This window comes from Streptomyces sp. NPDC087906, from assembly GCF_055584925.1.
Genome location: NZ_JBVJLC010000012.1, coordinates 23,672 through 40,285 on the forward strand (window position 1 = coordinate 23,672; position 16,614 = coordinate 40,285).

The 16,614-nt window shown below is 72.5% G+C and carries 18 protein-coding genes and 3 tRNA genes; 3 read left to right on the top strand and 18 right to left on the bottom strand.

The genetic code is table 11. The features are described 5' to 3' along the window. Positions 1-191 precede the first annotated feature (191 nt). The 3 genes from ACZ63I_RS28340 to ACZ63I_RS28350 form a co-directional block, all read right to left on the bottom strand. A complete protein-coding gene (locus ACZ63I_RS28340; RefSeq protein WP_469341984.1) occupies positions 192-1,271 on the bottom strand; it encodes a PP2C family protein-serine/threonine phosphatase in 1,080 nt (359 codons plus the stop codon). Between the two features lie 365 nt (positions 1,272-1,636). Further along, positions 1,637-1,710 (bottom strand) — tRNA-Met (locus tag ACZ63I_RS28345). Positions 1,711-1,774: 64 nt separating this feature from the next. Continuing rightward, on the bottom strand, positions 1,775-1,975 hold the full coding sequence (locus tag ACZ63I_RS28350; protein ID WP_469341985.1) for a hypothetical protein: 201 nt from the start codon (positions 1,973-1,975) through the stop codon (positions 1,775-1,777). A gap of 65 nt (positions 1,976-2,040) precedes the next feature. On the opposite strand from ACZ63I_RS28350, the gene ACZ63I_RS28355 reads away from it, so the two are divergent. Next, the gene (locus ACZ63I_RS28355) at positions 2,041-2,679 is read left to right on the top strand and encodes an HAD family hydrolase (RefSeq protein WP_469342193.1); all 639 of its coding nucleotides are present in this window, start codon (positions 2,041-2,043) and stop codon (positions 2,677-2,679) included. A gap of 65 nt (positions 2,680-2,744) precedes the next feature. On the opposite strand, the gene ACZ63I_RS28360 is transcribed toward ACZ63I_RS28355, so the two are convergent. The 9 genes from ACZ63I_RS28360 to ACZ63I_RS28400 all read right to left on the bottom strand — a co-directional run bounded on the left by ACZ63I_RS28360 (position 2,745) and on the right by ACZ63I_RS28400 (position 10,589). Beyond that, on the bottom strand, positions 2,745-2,957 hold the full coding sequence (locus ACZ63I_RS28360) for a hypothetical protein (RefSeq protein ID WP_041986810.1): 213 nt from the start codon (positions 2,955-2,957) through the stop codon (positions 2,745-2,747). Between the two features lie 128 nt (positions 2,958-3,085). After that, on the bottom strand, positions 3,086-4,786 hold the full coding sequence (locus ACZ63I_RS28365; protein ID WP_469341987.1) for a hypothetical protein: 1,701 nt from the start codon (positions 4,784-4,786) through the stop codon (positions 3,086-3,088). Beyond that, on the bottom strand, positions 4,783-5,511 hold the full coding sequence (locus ACZ63I_RS28370) for an ABC transporter ATP-binding protein (protein WP_469341989.1): 729 nt from the start codon (positions 5,509-5,511) through the stop codon (positions 4,783-4,785). Before ACZ63I_RS28370 ends, ACZ63I_RS28365 begins: the two co-directional genes overlap by 4 nt. A 363-nt stretch (positions 5,512-5,874) precedes the next feature. After that, positions 5,875-5,948: transfer RNA gene (locus ACZ63I_RS28375), tRNA-Lys, on the bottom strand. 26 nt (positions 5,949-5,974) lie between these two features. Next, on the bottom strand, positions 5,975-6,838 hold the full coding sequence (locus tag ACZ63I_RS28380) for a helix-turn-helix domain-containing protein (RefSeq protein WP_469341990.1): 864 nt from the start codon (positions 6,836-6,838) through the stop codon (positions 5,975-5,977). A 44-nt stretch (positions 6,839-6,882) separates the two neighbouring features. After that, a complete protein-coding gene (locus tag ACZ63I_RS28385) occupies positions 6,883-7,860 on the bottom strand; it encodes a metal ABC transporter permease (protein WP_469341992.1) in 978 nt (325 codons plus the stop codon). Beyond that, positions 7,857-8,804 carry a metal ABC transporter permease gene (locus ACZ63I_RS28390; RefSeq protein ID WP_469341993.1) on the bottom strand — a complete coding sequence of 316 codons (948 nt, stop codon included), beginning with the start codon at positions 8,802-8,804 and terminating at the stop codon, positions 7,857-7,859. The genes ACZ63I_RS28385 and ACZ63I_RS28390 overlap by 4 nt, the downstream gene beginning before the upstream one ends. Continuing rightward, positions 8,791-9,642: a metal ABC transporter ATP-binding protein gene (locus tag ACZ63I_RS28395; protein ID WP_469341994.1), complete on the bottom strand. Its 852-nt coding sequence runs from the start codon at positions 9,640-9,642 to the stop codon at positions 8,791-8,793. Before ACZ63I_RS28395 ends, ACZ63I_RS28390 begins: the two co-directional genes overlap by 14 nt. Beyond that, complete coding sequence (locus tag ACZ63I_RS28400; protein ID WP_469341996.1) at positions 9,639-10,589, bottom strand: metal ABC transporter solute-binding protein, Zn/Mn family; 951 nt, start codon at positions 10,587-10,589, stop codon at positions 9,639-9,641. Before ACZ63I_RS28400 ends, ACZ63I_RS28395 begins: the two co-directional genes overlap by 4 nt. Positions 10,590-10,820: 231 nt before the next feature. Between ACZ63I_RS28400 and ACZ63I_RS28405 the strand changes: the two genes are divergently transcribed. Beyond that, the gene (locus ACZ63I_RS28405) at positions 10,821-11,123 is read left to right on the top strand and encodes a hypothetical protein (protein ID WP_469341997.1); all 303 of its coding nucleotides are present in this window, start codon (positions 10,821-10,823) and stop codon (positions 11,121-11,123) included. Positions 11,124-11,174: 51 nt separating this feature from the next. Then, on the top strand, positions 11,175-11,516 hold the full coding sequence (locus ACZ63I_RS28410; protein ID WP_469341998.1) for an ArsR/SmtB family transcription factor: 342 nt from the start codon (positions 11,175-11,177) through the stop codon (positions 11,514-11,516). 58 nt (positions 11,517-11,574) lie between these two features. Here ACZ63I_RS28410 and ACZ63I_RS28415 read toward each other — a convergent pair whose 3' ends face one another. The 6 genes from ACZ63I_RS28415 to ACZ63I_RS28440 form a co-directional block, all read right to left on the bottom strand. Beyond that, on the bottom strand, positions 11,575-11,745 hold the full coding sequence (locus tag ACZ63I_RS28415) for a hypothetical protein (RefSeq protein WP_469341999.1): 171 nt from the start codon (positions 11,743-11,745) through the stop codon (positions 11,575-11,577). Positions 11,746-11,831: 86 nt separating this feature from the next. Continuing rightward, positions 11,832-11,905, bottom strand: a tRNA-Lys gene (locus ACZ63I_RS28420). Between the two features lie 183 nt (positions 11,906-12,088). Then, positions 12,089-14,605 carry a DEAD/DEAH box helicase gene (locus tag ACZ63I_RS28425; RefSeq protein WP_469342001.1) on the bottom strand — a complete coding sequence of 839 codons (2,517 nt, stop codon included), beginning with the start codon at positions 14,603-14,605 and terminating at the stop codon, positions 12,089-12,091. Between the two features lie 203 nt (positions 14,606-14,808). After that, the gene (locus tag ACZ63I_RS28430) at positions 14,809-15,429 is read right to left on the bottom strand and encodes a hypothetical protein (protein WP_469342003.1); all 621 of its coding nucleotides are present in this window, start codon (positions 15,427-15,429) and stop codon (positions 14,809-14,811) included. Between the two features lie 267 nt (positions 15,430-15,696). Beyond that, positions 15,697-16,062 (bottom strand): fluoride efflux transporter FluC, encoded by a 366-nt coding sequence (locus ACZ63I_RS28435; protein WP_469342004.1) that lies wholly within the window; start codon positions 16,060-16,062, stop codon positions 15,697-15,699. Then, a complete protein-coding gene (locus ACZ63I_RS28440; protein ID WP_469342195.1) occupies positions 16,059-16,496 on the bottom strand; it encodes a FluC/FEX family fluoride channel in 438 nt (145 codons plus the stop codon). Before ACZ63I_RS28440 ends, ACZ63I_RS28435 begins: the two co-directional genes overlap by 4 nt. Between the last annotated feature and the right edge of the window lie 118 nt (positions 16,497-16,614).

The following is a 16,614-nucleotide window of genomic DNA, read 5'->3' on the forward strand; positions in this document are numbered from 1 at the left end:
CGGGCGAGTTGACGGGTTTACGGACCCACCCGGGTTTCTGACGGTGTGTCAGTAGTTATGCGCAGGGGCGCCGTTCGAACACGGAAGGTAGCGAGCCGGGATCCGGACGGGTCGCGAGCCGGGATCCGGACGCGTTCCGGCGACCGGCCCGCATGCGGTGCGACGCGCGCTACGGCACGACCGGCAGGGCCTTACGGCACGACCGGCATCGTTCTGCGCCGCTCCGGCTGCCCCTCCGCCGGCCTGCTGACCGCGAGCAGCGCCATGTCGTCGTTGGGTCCGCCGCCCGTGTGCACCCGTACGTCACCGATCATCGCGTCGAGCAGCTCGTCGGGCCCCGGGAAGATCACCCCGTCCAGCCGGCCGCGCGGGTCGTAGAAGACGCCGTGCCGGTCGCGCGCCTCGGAGAGGCCGTCCGTGTAGAAGAGCAGCGTCGCGCCCGTCGGGTACTCGATCTCGTCGGAGCGGTCCGGCCACCCGCCCAGCTCGGCCATCCCGAGCGGCAGCGCGAACTCGCTCGGCGAGAGCATCAGCGCGGCGCCGTCGGCGAACAGCATCAGCGGCTCCGGATGGCCCCGGTTGATCAGCCGCACGACCTCTTTGCCGTGCGGGATCTCGGCGAGCACGGCGGTGGTGAACCCCTCGAAGACATCGATGGTGCCGCGCCGCGCGCCCTCGCGTGTCATGGCGCGTTCCAGCCGCTGCGCGACCCCCTCCAGCGAGCTTTCCTGCTCCGCCGCCTCCCGGAAGGCCCCGATGACCACGGACACGGTCTCGACGGCCCCGAGCCCCTTGCCCCGTACGTCGCCGACGACGAGCCGTACCCCGTGCGGGGTGTCCTGTACGGCGAACAGGTCGCCCCCGATGAACGCGCCCTCCTGCGCCGCCTCGTACCGCGCGGCGATGTGCAGCCCGCCGATCCGGTCGGCCGGTGTCGGCAGCACGGCGCGCTGCGCGGTCTCGGCGATGATCCGGGCAGAGGTCAGCCGCTCGTTGGTGCGGCGGACGATGCGGTTGATGGCGAGCGCGAGGACGGAGACCACCAGGATCGTCAGCAGCTCGGTGAACGCCTGGAGTCTGAAGAGCCCGTCCCCGAAGACCCGCAGCACCACGTCGATCGCCACGGCGGCGATGCCCGTCAGCAGGGTGCCCGTCAGGGTGAAGAAGGGCGCGGCGACCAGCGGGGCCGCGGCGAAGAAGGGGGATGCGGTGAAGCGCGTGGGGGTGGCCGAGTCGAAGACGACACCCACGAAGATCACCAGAGCGGGCATGCAGCGTACGAGCCAGCGCGCGCGGGGGCTCTGCTCGCCGTCCGCGCGTGGCACCCTGCGCGCTACCGGAGTCCTGCGGCTCCCAAGCATCCCCACCAGTTGTCTCTCCTGCCGCTCCGGCTACGGTCGCGGACGGTACCGCGCCCCACCAAGGCTGGCCGCTGCCGCGCCGGGCTGCGACCCGCATCGACCGAGTGGGCTACCGGCCCGCCCGGCGAAGATCCGGCCGTCCACTCCGACGATCCGCCCCTCCGCCGGGCGGCGCAAGCTCTGACAGCAAGCTCTTGTGCGCCGCGGTGCCCGGTCGGGGCGGCGGAATTACCGAAGGCCCGGATCCAGTGTGGATCCGGGCCTTCGGTGGTGAGTAGCGGGGGCAGGATTTGAACCTACGACCTCTGGGTTATGAGCCCAGCGAGCTACCGAGCTGCTCCACCCCGCGTCGGTAAACACAACACTACGGCATCCCGACCAAGATCATCTCCACTTTCGGGCCACCGCGGTTCTCAGGCGGCCGTCACGACCTCGGCCTTCACCGCCGCCGACCACTCCACCAGCAGCCGCTGATAGCGCTCCTGCTCGGCCGGCGAGAGGCCGGCGCCTGCCTGCGCCCAGAGGGCGCGGATCTCCGAATTGACGACGGCGGCGGACCGCACGGGACCGCGGGCGCGGGAAGAACGCGAAGAAGCGGACGGATAAGCGAACATGGGAGCAAGGCTACGGCCAGCCACTGACAATGGGCGGAGAGTCGCACCCTAGGGTTGGACCGGTGATTGAAACCATCGTGTTCGACGTCGGCGAGACCCTCGTTCGCGACGACCGCTACTGGGCCTCCTGGGCCGACTGGCTGGGTGTTCCCCGGCACACCATGTCCGCTCTCGCCGGGGCGGTGACCGCGCAGAACAGGGAAGCCACCGACGCCCTGCGCCTGATCAAACCCGGTATGGACGTGGCCGAGGCGTACCGGGCGCGGGAGAGCGCGGGGCGCGGTGAGCATCTGGACGAGTCCGACCTCTACCCCGACGTACGTCCGGCGCTCGCCGGGCTCCGGGCGCTCGGCGTCCGGGTCGTACTCGCGGGGAACCAGACGGTCCGGGCGGGCGAGCTGCTGCGCGGCCTCGACCTGCCCGTCGATCTGGTCGCCACCTCGGCCGAGTGGGACGCGGCCAAACCGCTGCCGGAGTTCTTCGCGCATGTCGTCGAGGTGGCGCAGGCGCCGGCCGACCGGACGCTGTACGTCGGCGACCACCCCGCGTACGACCTGTTCCCCGCCCGCAGGGCCGGGCTGCGCACCGCGCATCTGCGGCGCGGGCCGTGGGGCTTCCTGTGGGCGGACGACCCGGATGTGGTCGAGGCGGCGGACTGGCGCGTCAACGGCCTGACGGAGCTGGCGGCCATCGTGGCGGAGTGAATGCGGAGAAAGAGACGGAGGCGTCAGCCCGAGGACGTCAGTTCAAGGACGTCAGTTCAAGGACGTCAGTTCGAGCCGTACTCGTGCGGGAGGCCGCCCTGCCACTCCACCCAGCCCGGATCGTCGAGCAGATCGAAGGCGTCGGGCAGGCCGGCCAACCGCAGGAACTCGACCAGGTGGTCGTCCGAGTGGGCGAGTCCCATGATCTGCCCGCGGACGGTGACCCGCCGGCCGCCTGTCCCGGACGCCCGGTGTACGACGATCGGTGCATCACTCATAGGCCCAAGAGTGCGACGATCCCGGCCGCTCCGCAGCCTCTCGGGGCTTTTCTTTTCCCCTGGACCCCGCCGATTCCGTCACACCCCGCCGCAGGTCGGCCCATGGTCCACCGCACGTCACAGCGCCACTACTGAGCGTAGAGCCGCCGCGCCCTGCCCCAGGTCCACCCGAGGGCGCCGGCCGTCGCCGCCGCCACCAAGGCGGCCGAGACGACGAGCGCGGTCGGGTGCGCCGTACCGCCGGACAGGTAGTACACGGCGGGCGCCAGTGCTGTACAGATGACCAGCGGCGCCCGTACGTACCAGAGCAGCACCTGGACCGGCGCCGTGTTGCCCATCATCGTGTCGGTCCCGATGAACAGCGCCTGCGGCATGCTCCCCCGGTTCGCCGACACCAGCGCGGCGCCCACCAGCGCGGGCGCCGATACGAGGACGGCGACGCCGGGCATGACCGGCAGCCCGAGCAGGGCCAGTACGCCGCAGCCGACCGCCGCCGTACCGGCCAGGGCGGCCGTCGGCAGCAGCGCGTGGCGCAGCATCAGCGCGGGGTACGGGTACGGCAGCAGCCGGGAGCGGCGCAGATCGTCCGCCTCCGTCCAGGCCGGTTCGACCCAGCGGCCCGCCGCCAGATAGCCGAAGACGAGGGTGGCGGCGAGGGCGCAGAGCCGCGCGGGGGTCGTGTCGGCGGCCACGGCCGTCGAGGAGGCGGCGAAGGCGCCGGCCCACCACGCGAGGCCCCAGCCCGCCTGGGCGGGCGCCGCGGTCAGGGCGACGGCGTCGCGCCAGGGGATCAGCAGGCTGCGGCGGCGCGGCGGCCGGGGGCTCCAGCGGGCCCGGTCGAGGCGGGTGTCGCCCGCGCCCGCGCGGGCGGCGAGCCGCAGCCGGCGCAGGTCCGCCGTGCCGACGGCGGCGGCGACGCCGTCGGCCGTACGGGCGCGCTCGCGCAGGAACTCACCGCTGATCAGCGGCGCCTGCCGACCGGCCCACAGGGCGCAGCCGGCGGCCGAGCCGACGAGCAGCACGGCGGCGAGCAGCCAGCCCGCCCCGGACACGACGGCGTTGCCGCCCGTGGCGAGGACGAGGGTGTGCGCGGCCCAGCCCCACGGGCCGGACCACAGCGCCACGTTCTCCAGGAGCACGCTGCGGTGCCCGTACCAGGCGAGGACGGCCTGGAGGACGAAGAGCACGGCGAGGACACTCAGCAGCAGCGTCCACCAGGCGCTGCCGCGCCCGCCCCGTACGGCGACGAACGCCGAGGCGCTCACGGTCAGTACGCCGAAGGCGCCGCCCGCGAGGGCCCCGGCGAGCAGGTCCACGGCGAACGGGCCGAGCCCCGCCAGGCATAGACTCAGCCCGCCGAACGCGCCGAGCAGCACACCGCCGACGGCGCCCTTGGCCACGGCTGCCCGGAACTTGGGCCGCAGCAGCCGGTCCCAGCGCACCGGCAGCGGCAGCAGCCAGTCGACCGTGAGCGCGTCGAGCAGGACGGGACCGCGCCAGCGCGCGGTGCGCAGCACGGCGAGCAGCGCGAGGGTGCAGACGGCCGTCACCGCGTACGGCAGGGCGGCCTGCCAGGGGATGTCCGGCCGGGCGACCTGGGCGTGGAACGTGCCGTCCCGGATGACCTGGATGGTGTAGAAGCCGCCGTACGTGCCGACCAGCAGGACCGTGACGTACACGGCGAAGGCGGTGTCCCGGCGCTGCTGGGCCCGCGCGTCGGCGCGTATGCGGCGCAGGTGGGCGAGGGTGTCGTCGGTGAGTTCGTCCCAGTACGCGTCGTGGTCGGCGGGCAGCTCGTCCTCGTCCACCACTGTCTCAGCCGCGCTCACAGGGTCAGCTCGGCCAGGACGGTGGCGGGGTCGCCGGAGTTGAGCACCCTGCCCTCGTCCAGGACGATCACCCGGTCTGCCGTCCGCAGGGCCAGATCGGTGTGGTGGGTGGCGACGAGCACGGCGACGCCGTCCGCCTTCTCGGCCCGCAGTTGCTCGGCCAGCCGGCTGCGGGCGCCGGGGTCGAGGCGCTGCTCCGGCTCGTCGAGGATGAGCAGTTCGCGCGGCCGGACGAAGGCGGTGGCCAGCAGCAGGGACTGGAGCTGCCCCGAGGACAGCGCCGAGGGGTAGCTGTCGGCATGCGCCCCGAGCCCCCGGTCGGCGAGTGCCCGGTCGGCCCACTCCCCCGCCTCGTCGCCGACGCCCTGCGCGACGGCCACCAGCAGCAGATGCGCCCGCGCCGTGAGATCGGGGTAGCAGGCGACGGTGTCACCGACCACGGCGACCCGCGCGCGGGTGGTCGGGTCCTCCTCGCGCATCTTCCGCCCGTCGAACTCGACCCGCCCGGCCGTCGGCTGCTCCCGCCCGGACGCCAGCCGCAGCAGGGTGGACTTGCCGGACCCGTTGGCGCCGACGAGCGCCACGCACTCCCCGCGCTCCACCGTGAGATCGACGGGCGCGAGCGCCACCCGGCTCCCGTAACTGCGCGCGGCACCCCGCAGCCGCAGCAGCGGCTGCCTGCCACTGCCGGCGAGGCTCCGGCCCCCTGCTGTCCCGTCGGCCATGGGCCACTTCCCGTCCGGTGGAGAGCGGGCACACGGCGGTCGGCGGCCCCACTGCCCACCAGTGTGCGCCACCGCCCTGTGCCCCTTGGCGGTGCGGGGTCAACCCAGGACGCCCCCTGTCATCTATCCGGGCCGAAGACGCACATAGCCGACGCCCGCCCGCACTTGGTCTGAATACTCAGGCCCAGTACGTGCTGAGAGCGACGTGCCGAGAGTCGGGAGGCCCCATGGCGTGCACCAAGTGCGGCGGGCAGATGACGCGTACACAGGACGGCTGGTACATCTGCTACCCGTGCGGCACCAGCCAACCCGCCTGAAACGCGGACGGCGCCAGGTCAGACCCTCCTGACCTGGCGCCTCACGTAGGCCGTGTGGGACTTGAACCCACAACCAACGGATTAAAAGTCCGCTGCTCTGACCAATTGAGCTAACGGCCCGCACCCCGAAGCATAGTGGGGCCGGGTCACAGCTCTTTGCGGAGGGCGGACAAGATCTGCTTGGTGCGGGCCGCGGTCTCCGCGTGGGCGACCATGCGGTCCATCGCCTCCATGTGGCCGGCGACCTCGTCGGGCTCGTCGAGATAGAGCGCGCCCGTCAGGTATTCGATGTACACCATGTCCGGCAATTCGGGCACGGCGAAGCGGAAGAGCACGAAGGGGCTGTACGTGCCCGCGTGGTGGCCGGCGGCGAATTCGGCTATTTGCAGCGTCACGTTCGGGAGTTCCGTGGCCTCCAGCAGCCGGTCGACCTGTTCGCGCATGATCGCGGGCGAGCCGACCGTTCTGCGCAGGACCGTCTCGTCCAGCACCGCCCAGAACGCGGGCGCGTCGTCGGGGCGGGTGAGCAGGGACTGGCGCCGGGTGCGCAGTTCGACGTGGCGGTCGACGCGGTCCAGGTCCAGCCGTCCCATCGCGCCCGCGATCAGCACCTCGCGTGCGTACGCCTCGGTCTGGAGCAGGCCCGGCACGAAGTGCGGCTCGTAGCAGCGGATCGTCTGGGCGGCCTCTTCGAGGCTGACGTAGCCGCTGAACCACTCGGGGAGTACGTCGTAGAACCGCTGCCACCAGCCCGGCCGGTTCGCCTCGTCCGCCAGCCGGAGGAAGGTCTCCATGTCGGCGTCGGCGACACCGTAAGCGGGCAGCAGGGTCTGGACATACGGAATCTTCAGCGAGACCTCCGCCAGCTCCATCCGGCGCACCGTCCCGACGGTGACCCGCAGCAGTTTGGCCGCCCTCTCACGGCTGAAACCCGCGTTCTCGCGTAAGGCACGTAACTGCCTGCTGAGCACGAGCTGACCGATCGTCGGAGCCGACCTGGGCTCGCTCACATCACACCCCCGGGCGGTGAAAGATGCGCGCAGTCTGCCACAGCTCAACTCCGCTCAGTACATGGCCTTTTCGGCCGGGGGCGGGCCCCGGCGGGTCCGGGGGTGTGACCTGCTACGGCGTAAGCGGAAGGCGCCCGAAGCCGCGCGCGCCGACCGCGCGCGCCGCCTCGCGCGCCGACCGCGTACGCCGCGCCGTACACCGCCGTGGCCGCCGCCATGACGCCGAAGCTCGGCGGTACGCCGGGCACCGCGTAACTCAGCCCGAGCCCGGCCCACATCTCCGCGACGGCGAGCCCGGCCGACAGGGCGAGCGCGCGGTACGGCCGGTCGGTGAGCCGCTGGGCCGCGCCCGCCGGCGCCGCGAGCATGCCGAGCAGCAGCAGCGAGCCGACGGCCTGGGTCGCCTCCGCAGCGCACGCGCCCACCAGCACCAGGAACACGAAACCCAGCAGCCGTACGGGCACACCGCGCGCCGCCGCGACCGCCTCGTCCACGGACGCGAACAGCAGCGGCCGGGCGATGCCGACGACGGCCGCGCAGATACCGGCGGCGACCAGGGCCGCGGTCAGCGCCTGCCCCGCGGAGAGCCCGAAGACCGAGCCGAAGAGGACAGTGACCCCGGCGCCGCCGTTCCCCGCACTGCGCGAGGTCGTGTAGAGGGTGAGGAAGAAGACGCCGAGGCCGAGGATCCAACTGAAGACGGCCCCGATGGCCACGTCGTCCGCCCGGCCGCCGCGCCCCAGGGTGCCGAGCAGCAGCGCGACGGCGATGGTCGCGGCGAACAGGCCGAGCCGCAGGTCATGGCCGAGGGCGAGCGCGGCGAGCGCGCCGGTGAAGGACACATGGCTGAGCGCGTCGCCGGTGAACACCTGGGCGCGCAGGACGAGGAAGTAGCCGACGAGCCCCGAGGCGGCGGCGACGGCGGTGCCCGCGAGCAGCGCGTGCTGGAAGTACGGGTGCGTGAGCGCACCGGCCCAGCCGGGCGCGGCGAGAACCTGTCCGGCCACCTGTCCGGGGCTCATGTCCGTGCCCCGGCGAAACGGGTTGTACGGGTCACGGCGTACGCGACGACGTAACCGGCGAACGCGAACGTCGTCACGTAGAACCCGATCGGATACGAGGAGTAGTACGCGGTGATCAGCCCGAACCAGGTCACCGCCACCGCGATGACCACGGACAGCGCGAGGCTCACGGCGGGCCGGGCGCTCAGGGTCTGCGCCGTGGCCGCCGGCATCACGAGCAGCGCGAACACCAGCAGCGAGCCGGTGATCTGGCTCGCCTCCGCCACCGCGGCGCCGAGCAGGACCAGGAAGGCCGTGGACAGCAGCCGTACCGGTACGCCGCGAGCCGCCGCCACGTCCGGGTCGACGGAGGCGAACAGCAGCGGCCTGCCGATGACGGCGAGCACCGCGAGGACGGCGGCGGTCACGGCGAGCAGCAGCCACACCTGGGCCGTGGTGATCCCCAGGAAGCTGCCGAACAGCAGCGAAGTGACGCCGCCGAGCAGCCCGTTGTACAGCGTGGTGAACAGGAACCCGCAGGCCAGCAGGAACGCCTGGACGGTCCCTGTGACGGCCGACTCGTGTCCGCCGGCCGACTCGTGCCCACCGGCCGCCCGCCCCCCGCGCGGCAGCACCGCGATCACGAGCGCGGCGGCGACGCAGAACGTGAAGTACCCGTAGACCGCGCCGACACCGAGCAGCGCGGCGCCCGCAGCGCCGGGGAAACCGACGGTCGCCACCGTGTGCCCGGCGAAGCTCTGCCGCCGCAGCACCATGAACCAGCCCATCACGGCGGCCCCCACCGCGATCAGGGTGCCGGCCCGGAAGGCGTTGACCATGAAGGGGAACGCCCACATCTGCCGCAGGTCGGCGAGCGGGTTCCACGACCAGCCGCCCGGCCCGGCGGACAGCCCGGCGGACAGCCCGGCCGCGCCCGCCGCGCCGTACACGTCAGCCGTCAGCACGGTCGGCCCCCGCGTGCCGGTCGGTGTGTTCGGCCGGTGGCTCCGGCTGTCCTACGACGACGAGCCGGCCGTCGGAGGTCCGCAGCACCTCGACGGGCGTGGCGTAGAGCCGGCTCAGCGTCCCGGACGTGATGACCTCCGCCGGAGTACCGGCGACCGCGCCGCCCTCGGCGAGATACACCACCCGGTCGAGCCGGGACAGGATCGGGTTGACGTCGTGCGCGACCATGATCACGCCGACCCCCTCCGCCCGGCAGATATGGCCGACGAGCGCGGCTACCGCGGCCTGGTTCGGCAGGTCGAGGCTGTCCAACGGCTCGTCGAGCAGCAGCAGTTCGGGACGGCGTACGAGCGCCTGCGCGATGAGCAGCCGCTGCTGCTCGCCGCCCGAGCAGCGCCCGATCGGCCGGTCCGCGTACGCCTCGGCGCCGACCAGCGCGATCACTTCGGCGATCCGGTCGGCCGCCGCCCGGCCGCGCGCCCGCCCGGCGGCCCGAAGGCCGCCGAACAGCGGTACGCCCCACCGGTCGCCGTCCCAGCCGAGCCGCACGATGTCGGTGCCGCGCATCCGCAGGGACGCGTCGAAGCTGCGCCGCTGCGGCAGATAGCCGACCCGGCGCCCCGCCCGGCCCGGCCGCCCGCCGAGCACACGCACCTCACCGGCCGCCGGGGGCAGCACCCCGAGGAGGACCTTCACGAGCGTGGACTTGCCGACCCCGTTGGGCCCGAGCACGGCCACGAACTCCCCCGCGCCGACGTCCAGATCGACCCCGGACCACAGCGTCCGCCCGCCAACTCGCACGGCGGCGCCGCGCATCGACACCACGGGGGCGGTCATGGGCGGGTCGCCTCGGCCAGCGCCCGCTGGATGCCCTGGAGTTGACGTACCTGCCACGCCTGGAAGGTGGCCCCCGCCGGGGTCAGCGTCTCGGTGACGGTGGCCACCGGTATCCCGTGCGCCTTGGCCGCCTTCACCTGGGCCTGGACGTCGGGGGTCGCGTTCTGGCTGTTGTAGACATAGACCTTGATCTTCTTCTCGGCGATCTGCCGGTCGATCGCCGACGTGTCCTTGGCGGTCGGGTCGGTGCCCTCGCTGACCGCGGTCAGGAAGGAGTCAGGAGTCAGCATCTTCAGACCGAGCCCCTCGGCGAGCGGGCTGACGATCGACTCGGACGCGCCGACGGGCGTGCCGCCGTAGGTGGCCTTGATGTCCGCTGTCAGCTTGTTGTACGGGGCGAGCGTCGTCGTCTCGAAGGTCTTCTTGAGCTGGTCGAAGTCGGCCGCGTTCGCCGGGTCCTGCTTCTTGTAGTCGGCGGTGATCCGCTCGACGACGCGGTGGACGTCGTCGGGCGAGTACCAACGGTGCGGATTCCCCCCGTCCTTGACGCCGACCAGCTCGCCGACGGTCAGGTCCGTACGGCCGGACGACGGGCCGGCCGCCAGCAACTTGCCTGCCCAGGAGTCGTATCCGACGCCGTTGACGATCGCGTACCGCGCGCCGGCGACGGTACGCGCGTCGGCCGCCGTGGGCTCGTAGTCGTGCGGGTCGGCGTCGGGGTTGTCGATGATGCTGGTCACCTGCACATGGCTGCCGCCCAGTTGACCGGCGATGCTCCCCCAGAAGTTCTCGGCGGCCACCACCCGGATCGGCCCTCCGCCACTTCGGACCGAGCCTCCGGCCGACGACGGGGACGGGGACGGGGACGAACTGGAGCAGGCGGCGACACTCGTCGCGGCCAGAACGGCGACACCGCCGACGGCGAGCCGGGTGCGGACAGCGTTCATGGAACGGGATCTCCTCAGCGAGGCCGGACGCCTCGGCGGACTGCCGACGCTCCGGACACCCATGACGCTAGATGGAAATGATTGTCATAACTAGAGATTGATATTGGAATATGAAAATCATCACCACACGCAGAGATGCCAACTCGCCGATGACGGCGGCGCGGACACCTCCACACATGCAGACATAGCCATATGCTAATGTTGCAATACATCACACAGAGAGGTTCCGTCATGCCCACTTCTGTCGACCACCGCCCGCACGCCGGACACGACCACACCCACGGCGCCAACTGCGGCCATGTGGCGATCCCGCACGGCGACCACACGGATTACGCGCACGACGGCCATCTGCACCGGGTCCACGACGACCACGTGGACGAATGCGCGCAAGAGGGCCACGAGGTGCACGGCAGCCACACCCACGAACACGGCCCCACGTGCGGACACGTCGCCGTACCCCACGACGGCCACACGGACTACGTGCACGACGGCCACCGGCACGCCGCGCACGAGGGCCACTGGGACGATCACTGACCGCGCGGTCCCGACCAGTTGACTCTCGTTATCACATGCTAATGTGCGCATATGACAGACCCAGCGGCTGACGCGGCTGAATCGGCTGACGCCCCCGGCGGCCCGGCAGCGGCCCTCAACGCGGCGAGCGAACTGCTGCGGGCCCTGGCGTCGCCGGTGCGGCTCGGCATAGTGCGCGAGCTGTCAGGCGGCGACAAGCGCGTCCACGAACTGGTCACCGCGCTCGGCGTCAGCCAACCGCTGGTCTCTCAACACCTGCGCGTCCTGCGCGCTTCGCGGATCGTCTCCACCCGCCGCCAGGCGCGCGAGATCGAGTACTCACTGATGGACGAACACGTCGCCCACATCGTCCTGGACGCGATCCGCCACACCCAGGAACCCAGCGCCTCTTAACCAGGGCCCGCCGGACCGGGTTCGGCGTCCCGAGCAGCTCTCACGGGCCGAGCGGCCCTCACGCGCCGGAGACGCGGTCCAGCCAGTCGCCGAGCAGGGCGCGCTCGTGGGGGGTGAGCGTCGTCAACTCCGGCAGCGCGGCGCGCAGGGTGACGGCGGCGGCGACCGGACGGGCGGCTTCGCCGACGTCGACCCCCTGCTCGGCAAGCTTCTGGGCCGGGAGCCGCACACGGCACGCGACGCACTCTCCCGGCCCACCGGCTGAGACGGCGGCCGAAACAGACGGCAGCCGAAGGGGCCGGCAGCCTGGTGGGGTAGGCCGTGTGGGACTTGAACCCACAACCAACGGATTAAAAGTCCGCTGCTCTGACCAATTGAGCTAACGGCCCAGGCACAACAACCCGAGCATAGCCCGCCGGGGGGCGCGGGCCGATCGGGTATCCCGTCGTCGGCGGGTCACGCGAGCCGGGCAGCACAGCGACAGGGCCTGTGCCCCACCTGGTCGGTGGGGCACAGGCCCTGTCGTCGTGTCAGTCAGCCGTGCCGGTCAGCCTCGCGGCCGGGGCGGACGGTCAGCCGTTGCGCTTCCAGCGGGGCTTGTCGTCGCGGCGGCCGAAGGAGCCGGTGCCGGTGCCCGTCGAGCCACCGCGGTGGTCGTCACGGCGGCCGGTGGGCCGGTCGTGACCGCCGGTGCGGAAGCCGCCGCCGGCCGGACGGTCGTCGCGGCGGTCGCGGTTGAACGGACGGTCGGTGCTGCGGTGGTCACGGTTGAACGGACGGCCACCGCGGTCGTCGCCGCCGCGGTCGTCACGGCGGTCGCGGTTGAAGCCGCCGCCCGTGCTGCCGCCACCGGTGCCGCCACCCGTGTTGCTGTCCCTGCGGTCGTCGCGGCGGAAGCCGCCACCCGCCGGGCGGTCGTCACGGCGCTGGAACCCGCCACGGTCGCCGCCGCGGTCGTTGCGGTCGCGGTTGAAGCCGCCACCGGTGCTGCTGTCCCTGCGGTCGTCACGGCGGAAGCCGCCACCGGCCGGACGGTCGTCACGGCGCTGGAACCCACCGCGGTCGCCGCCGCGGTCGTCCCTGCGGTCGTCACGACGGTCGTCGCGGCGCTGGAAGCCGCCACGGTCGCCGCCGCCCTCACGCGGGGTGTAGCCACGGGCGCCCCCACGGCCGCTCCGCTCGCCGCGGTCGTCGCGGCGCTCGAAGTTGCCCCGGTCGTCCCGCTTGCGGTCGTCGCGCGGCGCCGACTGCTCGGGGACGGCAGCGGCGGCGGCAGCCGCCTCCGACACGGCGCGCTCGGCCTCGGCGGCCATCTCGGCCACCGCCACCTCGGGGTCGTCGCCCCGCTCGCGCGCGGCACGGGCGACCAACCGGTCGGCCTCGCCGCGCAGTTCGGTGGCGCGGCGCTGCACGCGCTCCAACTGCTTGGCCAGTTCGACGGCCTCGCGCTCGGCCTGCTTGGCCGCGTTGTTGGCCGAGTCGGCCTGGACCTCGGTGAGCGAACGGGCGCCGGTGATCTCGGCGACCTCCGTCTCGAATACGCCGGTTCCGCCGACGATGTGGCGCGAGGCGTCGACGCCCGCGTCCTCCATCATCCGGAAGATCTGCCGGCGCTGGTGCGGCAGGGCGAGCGACACCACGACGCCCGACTTGCCTGCGCGGGCGGTACGGCCCGAGCGGTGCAGGTAGTCCTTGTGGTCACCGGCCGGGTCCACGTTCAGGACCAGGTCGATGCCGTCGACGTGGATACCGCGCGCGGCGACGTCGGTCGCGACGAGCGCGTTGACGTAGCCCTTCTTGAAGTCCTCAAGAACGCGCGTACGGGCACCCTGCGTCATCCCGCCGTGCAGGGCGTCGGCCTTCACGCCCGAGTCGCGGAGCTGCTCGGCGATACGGTCGGCGCCGAGCTGCGTCCGTACGAAGATGATCGTGCGGCCCTTGCGGGCGGCGATCGCCGCCGTGACGGGCGCCTTGTCCTTGGGCTTCACGACGAGCACGTGGTGGCTCATGGTCGTGACGTTGCCCTGGGCGCTGTCCACCTCGTGGCTGACCGGGTTGGTCAGGTAGCGCTTGACCAGCGTGCCGATCTCGTTCTCCATGGTGGCGGAGAACAGCATCCGCTGGCCGCCGGCCGGCACCAGGTCGAGCAGCTCGGTGACCTCGGGCAGGAAGCCCAGGTCGGACATCTGGTCGGCCTCGTCGATGACCGCGATCTTGACCTCGCTCAGCGAGGCGGCGCCGCGGTTGATGATGTCGCGCAGTCGGCCCGGGGTGGCGACCAGGATGTCGACGCCGCGCTCAAGGGCGTAGATCTGGTTGCTCATCGACGTACCGCCGCAGACGACCTTCATCTTCAGGCCGAGGACGTCGCCGTACGGCTGGAGCGCGTCGGCGACCTGCATCGCCAGCTCGCGGGTCGGCGTGAGGATGATGCCGCGCGGCTTCTTCTTCTCGGTGTGGCCGCCGGTGAGGGTGGCCAGCATCGGCAGACCGAAGGAGAGCGTCTTGCCGGAGCCGGTACGGCCACGGCCGAGGATGTCCTTGCCGGCCAGGGCGTCCGGGATGGTCGCAGCCTGGATCGGGAAGGGCGAAGTGACGCCGTTCTGCGCCAGCTTGCGGACGATGCCTTCGGGCAGACCCAGGTCGGTGAAGGTGATGCCCGGGTTCTCGGCGTTGTTGTCCGCGACGGCCGGGGTGCTGTCCGTGACGGCCGGGGTCTCGGTGACGGGGGTCCCGGAAGCCTGCGGCGCCTCGACGGCCGGGGTGCTGTCCGTGACGGCCGGGGTCTCGGTGACGGGGGTCTCCGTCGCCGGGGTCCCGGCGGTCGTCGCCTCGGCGGTCGTCGCCTCGGTGGCCGCAGTCTCGGTCGGCTCGGTGATCAAGGTCTCGGTGTTCGTGGTGTTCACGGTCTCCGTGTTCGTCGTGCTCGTCGTCTGGGGGTCCGAAGCTTCGGCAGCCTCGGGGGCCGTCTCCGTACCCGTGAGGGTCTCTACGGTCTCGACAACCGCTGCGATCTCGGCGATCGCCTCGGGGGACTCGTTGGACTCGTTCTCGGGCATGACGGCGTGGTCAGTACTGGAAATGGACATGCGAAATGCGAAACCTTCCGGAGTCTCGGCACGCGCCCAAACTCCGTGATTCGCAAATCGACCGCCTCAATGCGGTCAGCCACGGCAAGGGAGAGTACGCGCCACGCGGCGCTCTTCTGTGTCGGCGCCAGGCAATGGTCAAACGATCTACTACCATACGCATCCTCCCCCCGCTTAGGCAAACAGCCCCGCTGCGACCCCCGTCACACCGGTCCCACCTGCGGTGATGCCGACGGCTCCCGGCGCAGTCCCGGAGCGCCCGCACCCGCCAGCGCGCCCGTCCGCACATCGGCCGCCGGTGAGGCCGACGGCGGCTCGGCGGGCGGCCCCGGATCGGGGTCGGTGCCGGGCCCGGGGCCGGGGTCGGGATCGGCCGGCTGCGGGGGCTCGGTGGACGGGTCCTGGTGGGGGCGGTGCGGCCGGTGCGGGCGGTGCCACCACGGCGGTGCGGACGGTGCGGGCAGCTCCCCCGGCGGCGCCGGATCGGCCGTACCGTCCGCACCGCCGCCGGGCCTGATGTCCGGCGAGGGGCCGCCCGAGGGCTGCGGTCGTGCCGAAACTCCCTTGTCCTCCCCGCGCTTGACGCCCTTGGGCGGCCGCGCCGAGCCGTACACCCCGTCGTCGCCCCGCCAGTCGCCGGACGGGCCGGCCACCGCGCCCGTACCGCCGTCCGGCTCCGTGCCGGCGCCGTGGTGCCCGGCGGAGTGCGCGGGGGACGGCTTCCCCGCGTCGTGGCCGACGCTCATGCAGCCGGCCGAGGCTGCGACCGCCAGCGAGGTGGCGATCCAGAGAGCGAGACGGCCTGGGGCGGGCAAAGGGCGCACGAGTGGCACCTCCGGGGGCACGGGACGCGGTCCGCCTCGCCGGCGGCGGGGGCGGGATTTCACTGCCCAACGCGCTTTTCCGGTCCGGGGACACGCTTTTGCCGGGCCGGGGCCCGGTCGGTACGCCGAGACGGCCCGCTCAGCGCGCGTCGGTACGCCCCCACGTCCCGCTCAGCACGCGTCGGTACGCCCCCACGTCCCGCTCAGCACGCGTCGGTACGCCCCCACGTCCCGCTCAGCACGCGTCGGTACGCCCCCACGTCCCGCTCAGTGCGCGAAGAAGCCCCGCCCCAGCTCCGTCCCGAGGAACACCGCTCCGAGCCCCACGAACAGCGACACCAGCACATTCGCCGCCGAGAAGAACCTCCAGCCGCGCTCGGCCAGCCGCAGCGTCTCGTACGAGAAGGTCGAGTACGTCGTGAGCGTCCCGCACAGGCCCGTACCGATCAGCGCGTACGTCCCCGACGAGACCGCCGCCCCGGACACGATCCCCAGGATCAGGCTGCCCGCCGTGTTGACCGCCATCGTGCCCCAGGGGAAGGCGGAGTCGTGCCGCGCCTGGACCGTACGGTCCGTCAGATACCGCAGCGGGGCGCCGACGACGGCCCCGACGATCACCAGCAGCCAGTTCACCGGGCCGCCTCCGTGCGGTGCACCAGCCGGCGGGTCACGGTGGCCGCCGCCCAGACGGCGGCCATGGCGCCCGCGAGCGTCCCGGCCGCGTATGCGAGCGCCCGGCCCGCCTCGTCGCGGGTGAGCAGGTCGGCGAAGCCGGACGCGTACGTCGAGAAGGTCGTGAACCCGCCGAGCACCCCGACCCCGAGGAACGGCCGCACCAGCCGGTGCGCCGACCTGCCCTCCTCGCTGACGAGGACCATCAGCACCCCGATCAGCGCGCAGCCCAGCAGGTTGATCCAGAAGACCGTCCAGGGAAACGCCCCGGCCGGCGTCGGCCAGAGCAGGATCGCGCCGTAGCGCGCCGCGGCTCCCACGGCGCCGCCCGCCGAGATGACGGCGAGCACCGGCCAGAGGTGACCTGCCGCCAGCTCCGCGCGCTGGGCGGGCATCTGGAGGTCGATGTCGGGGTCGACGGGCTCTAAGGCGGCTTCGTGGGAGGCGTCGTGCCCCGGGTCGTGCCCCGGGTCGTGCCGACTGTCGTGCCGGTCGTCGGGGGGATCCCGCCGG

Coding starts and splice junctions, on each gene's coding strand:
- ACZ63I_RS28340 (WP_469341984.1), bottom strand. CDS start 1,271: ATGCCCGCTCTGGTGATCTTCGTGGGTGTCGTCTTCGACTCGGCCACC.
- ACZ63I_RS28350 (WP_469341985.1), bottom strand. CDS start 1,975: ATGTTCGCTTATCCGTCCGCTTCTTCGCGTTCTTCCCGCGCCCGCGGT.
- ACZ63I_RS28360 (WP_041986810.1), bottom strand. CDS start 2,957: ATGAGTGATGCACCGATCGTCGTACACCGGGCGTCCGGGACAGGCGGC.
- ACZ63I_RS28370 (WP_469341989.1), bottom strand. CDS start 5,511: ATGGCCGACGGGACAGCAGGGGGCCGGAGCCTCGCCGGCAGTGGCAGG.
- ACZ63I_RS28385 (WP_469341992.1), bottom strand. CDS start 7,860: ATGAGCCCCGGACAGGTGGCCGGACAGGTTCTCGCCGCGCCCGGCTGG.
- ACZ63I_RS28395 (WP_469341994.1), bottom strand. CDS start 9,642: ATGACCGCCCCCGTGGTGTCGATGCGCGGCGCCGCCGTGCGAGTTGGC.
- ACZ63I_RS28400 (WP_469341996.1), bottom strand. CDS start 10,589: ATGAACGCTGTCCGCACCCGGCTCGCCGTCGGCGGTGTCGCCGTTCTG.
- ACZ63I_RS28405 (WP_469341997.1), top strand. CDS start 10,821: ATGCCCACTTCTGTCGACCACCGCCCGCACGCCGGACACGACCACACC.
- ACZ63I_RS28410 (WP_469341998.1), top strand. CDS start 11,175: ATGACAGACCCAGCGGCTGACGCGGCTGAATCGGCTGACGCCCCCGGC.
- ACZ63I_RS28425 (WP_469342001.1), bottom strand. CDS start 14,605: ATGTCCATTTCCAGTACTGACCACGCCGTCATGCCCGAGAACGAGTCC.
- ACZ63I_RS28440 (WP_469342195.1), bottom strand. CDS start 16,496: ATGCCCGCCCAGCGCGCGGAGCTGGCGGCAGGTCACCTCTGGCCGGTG.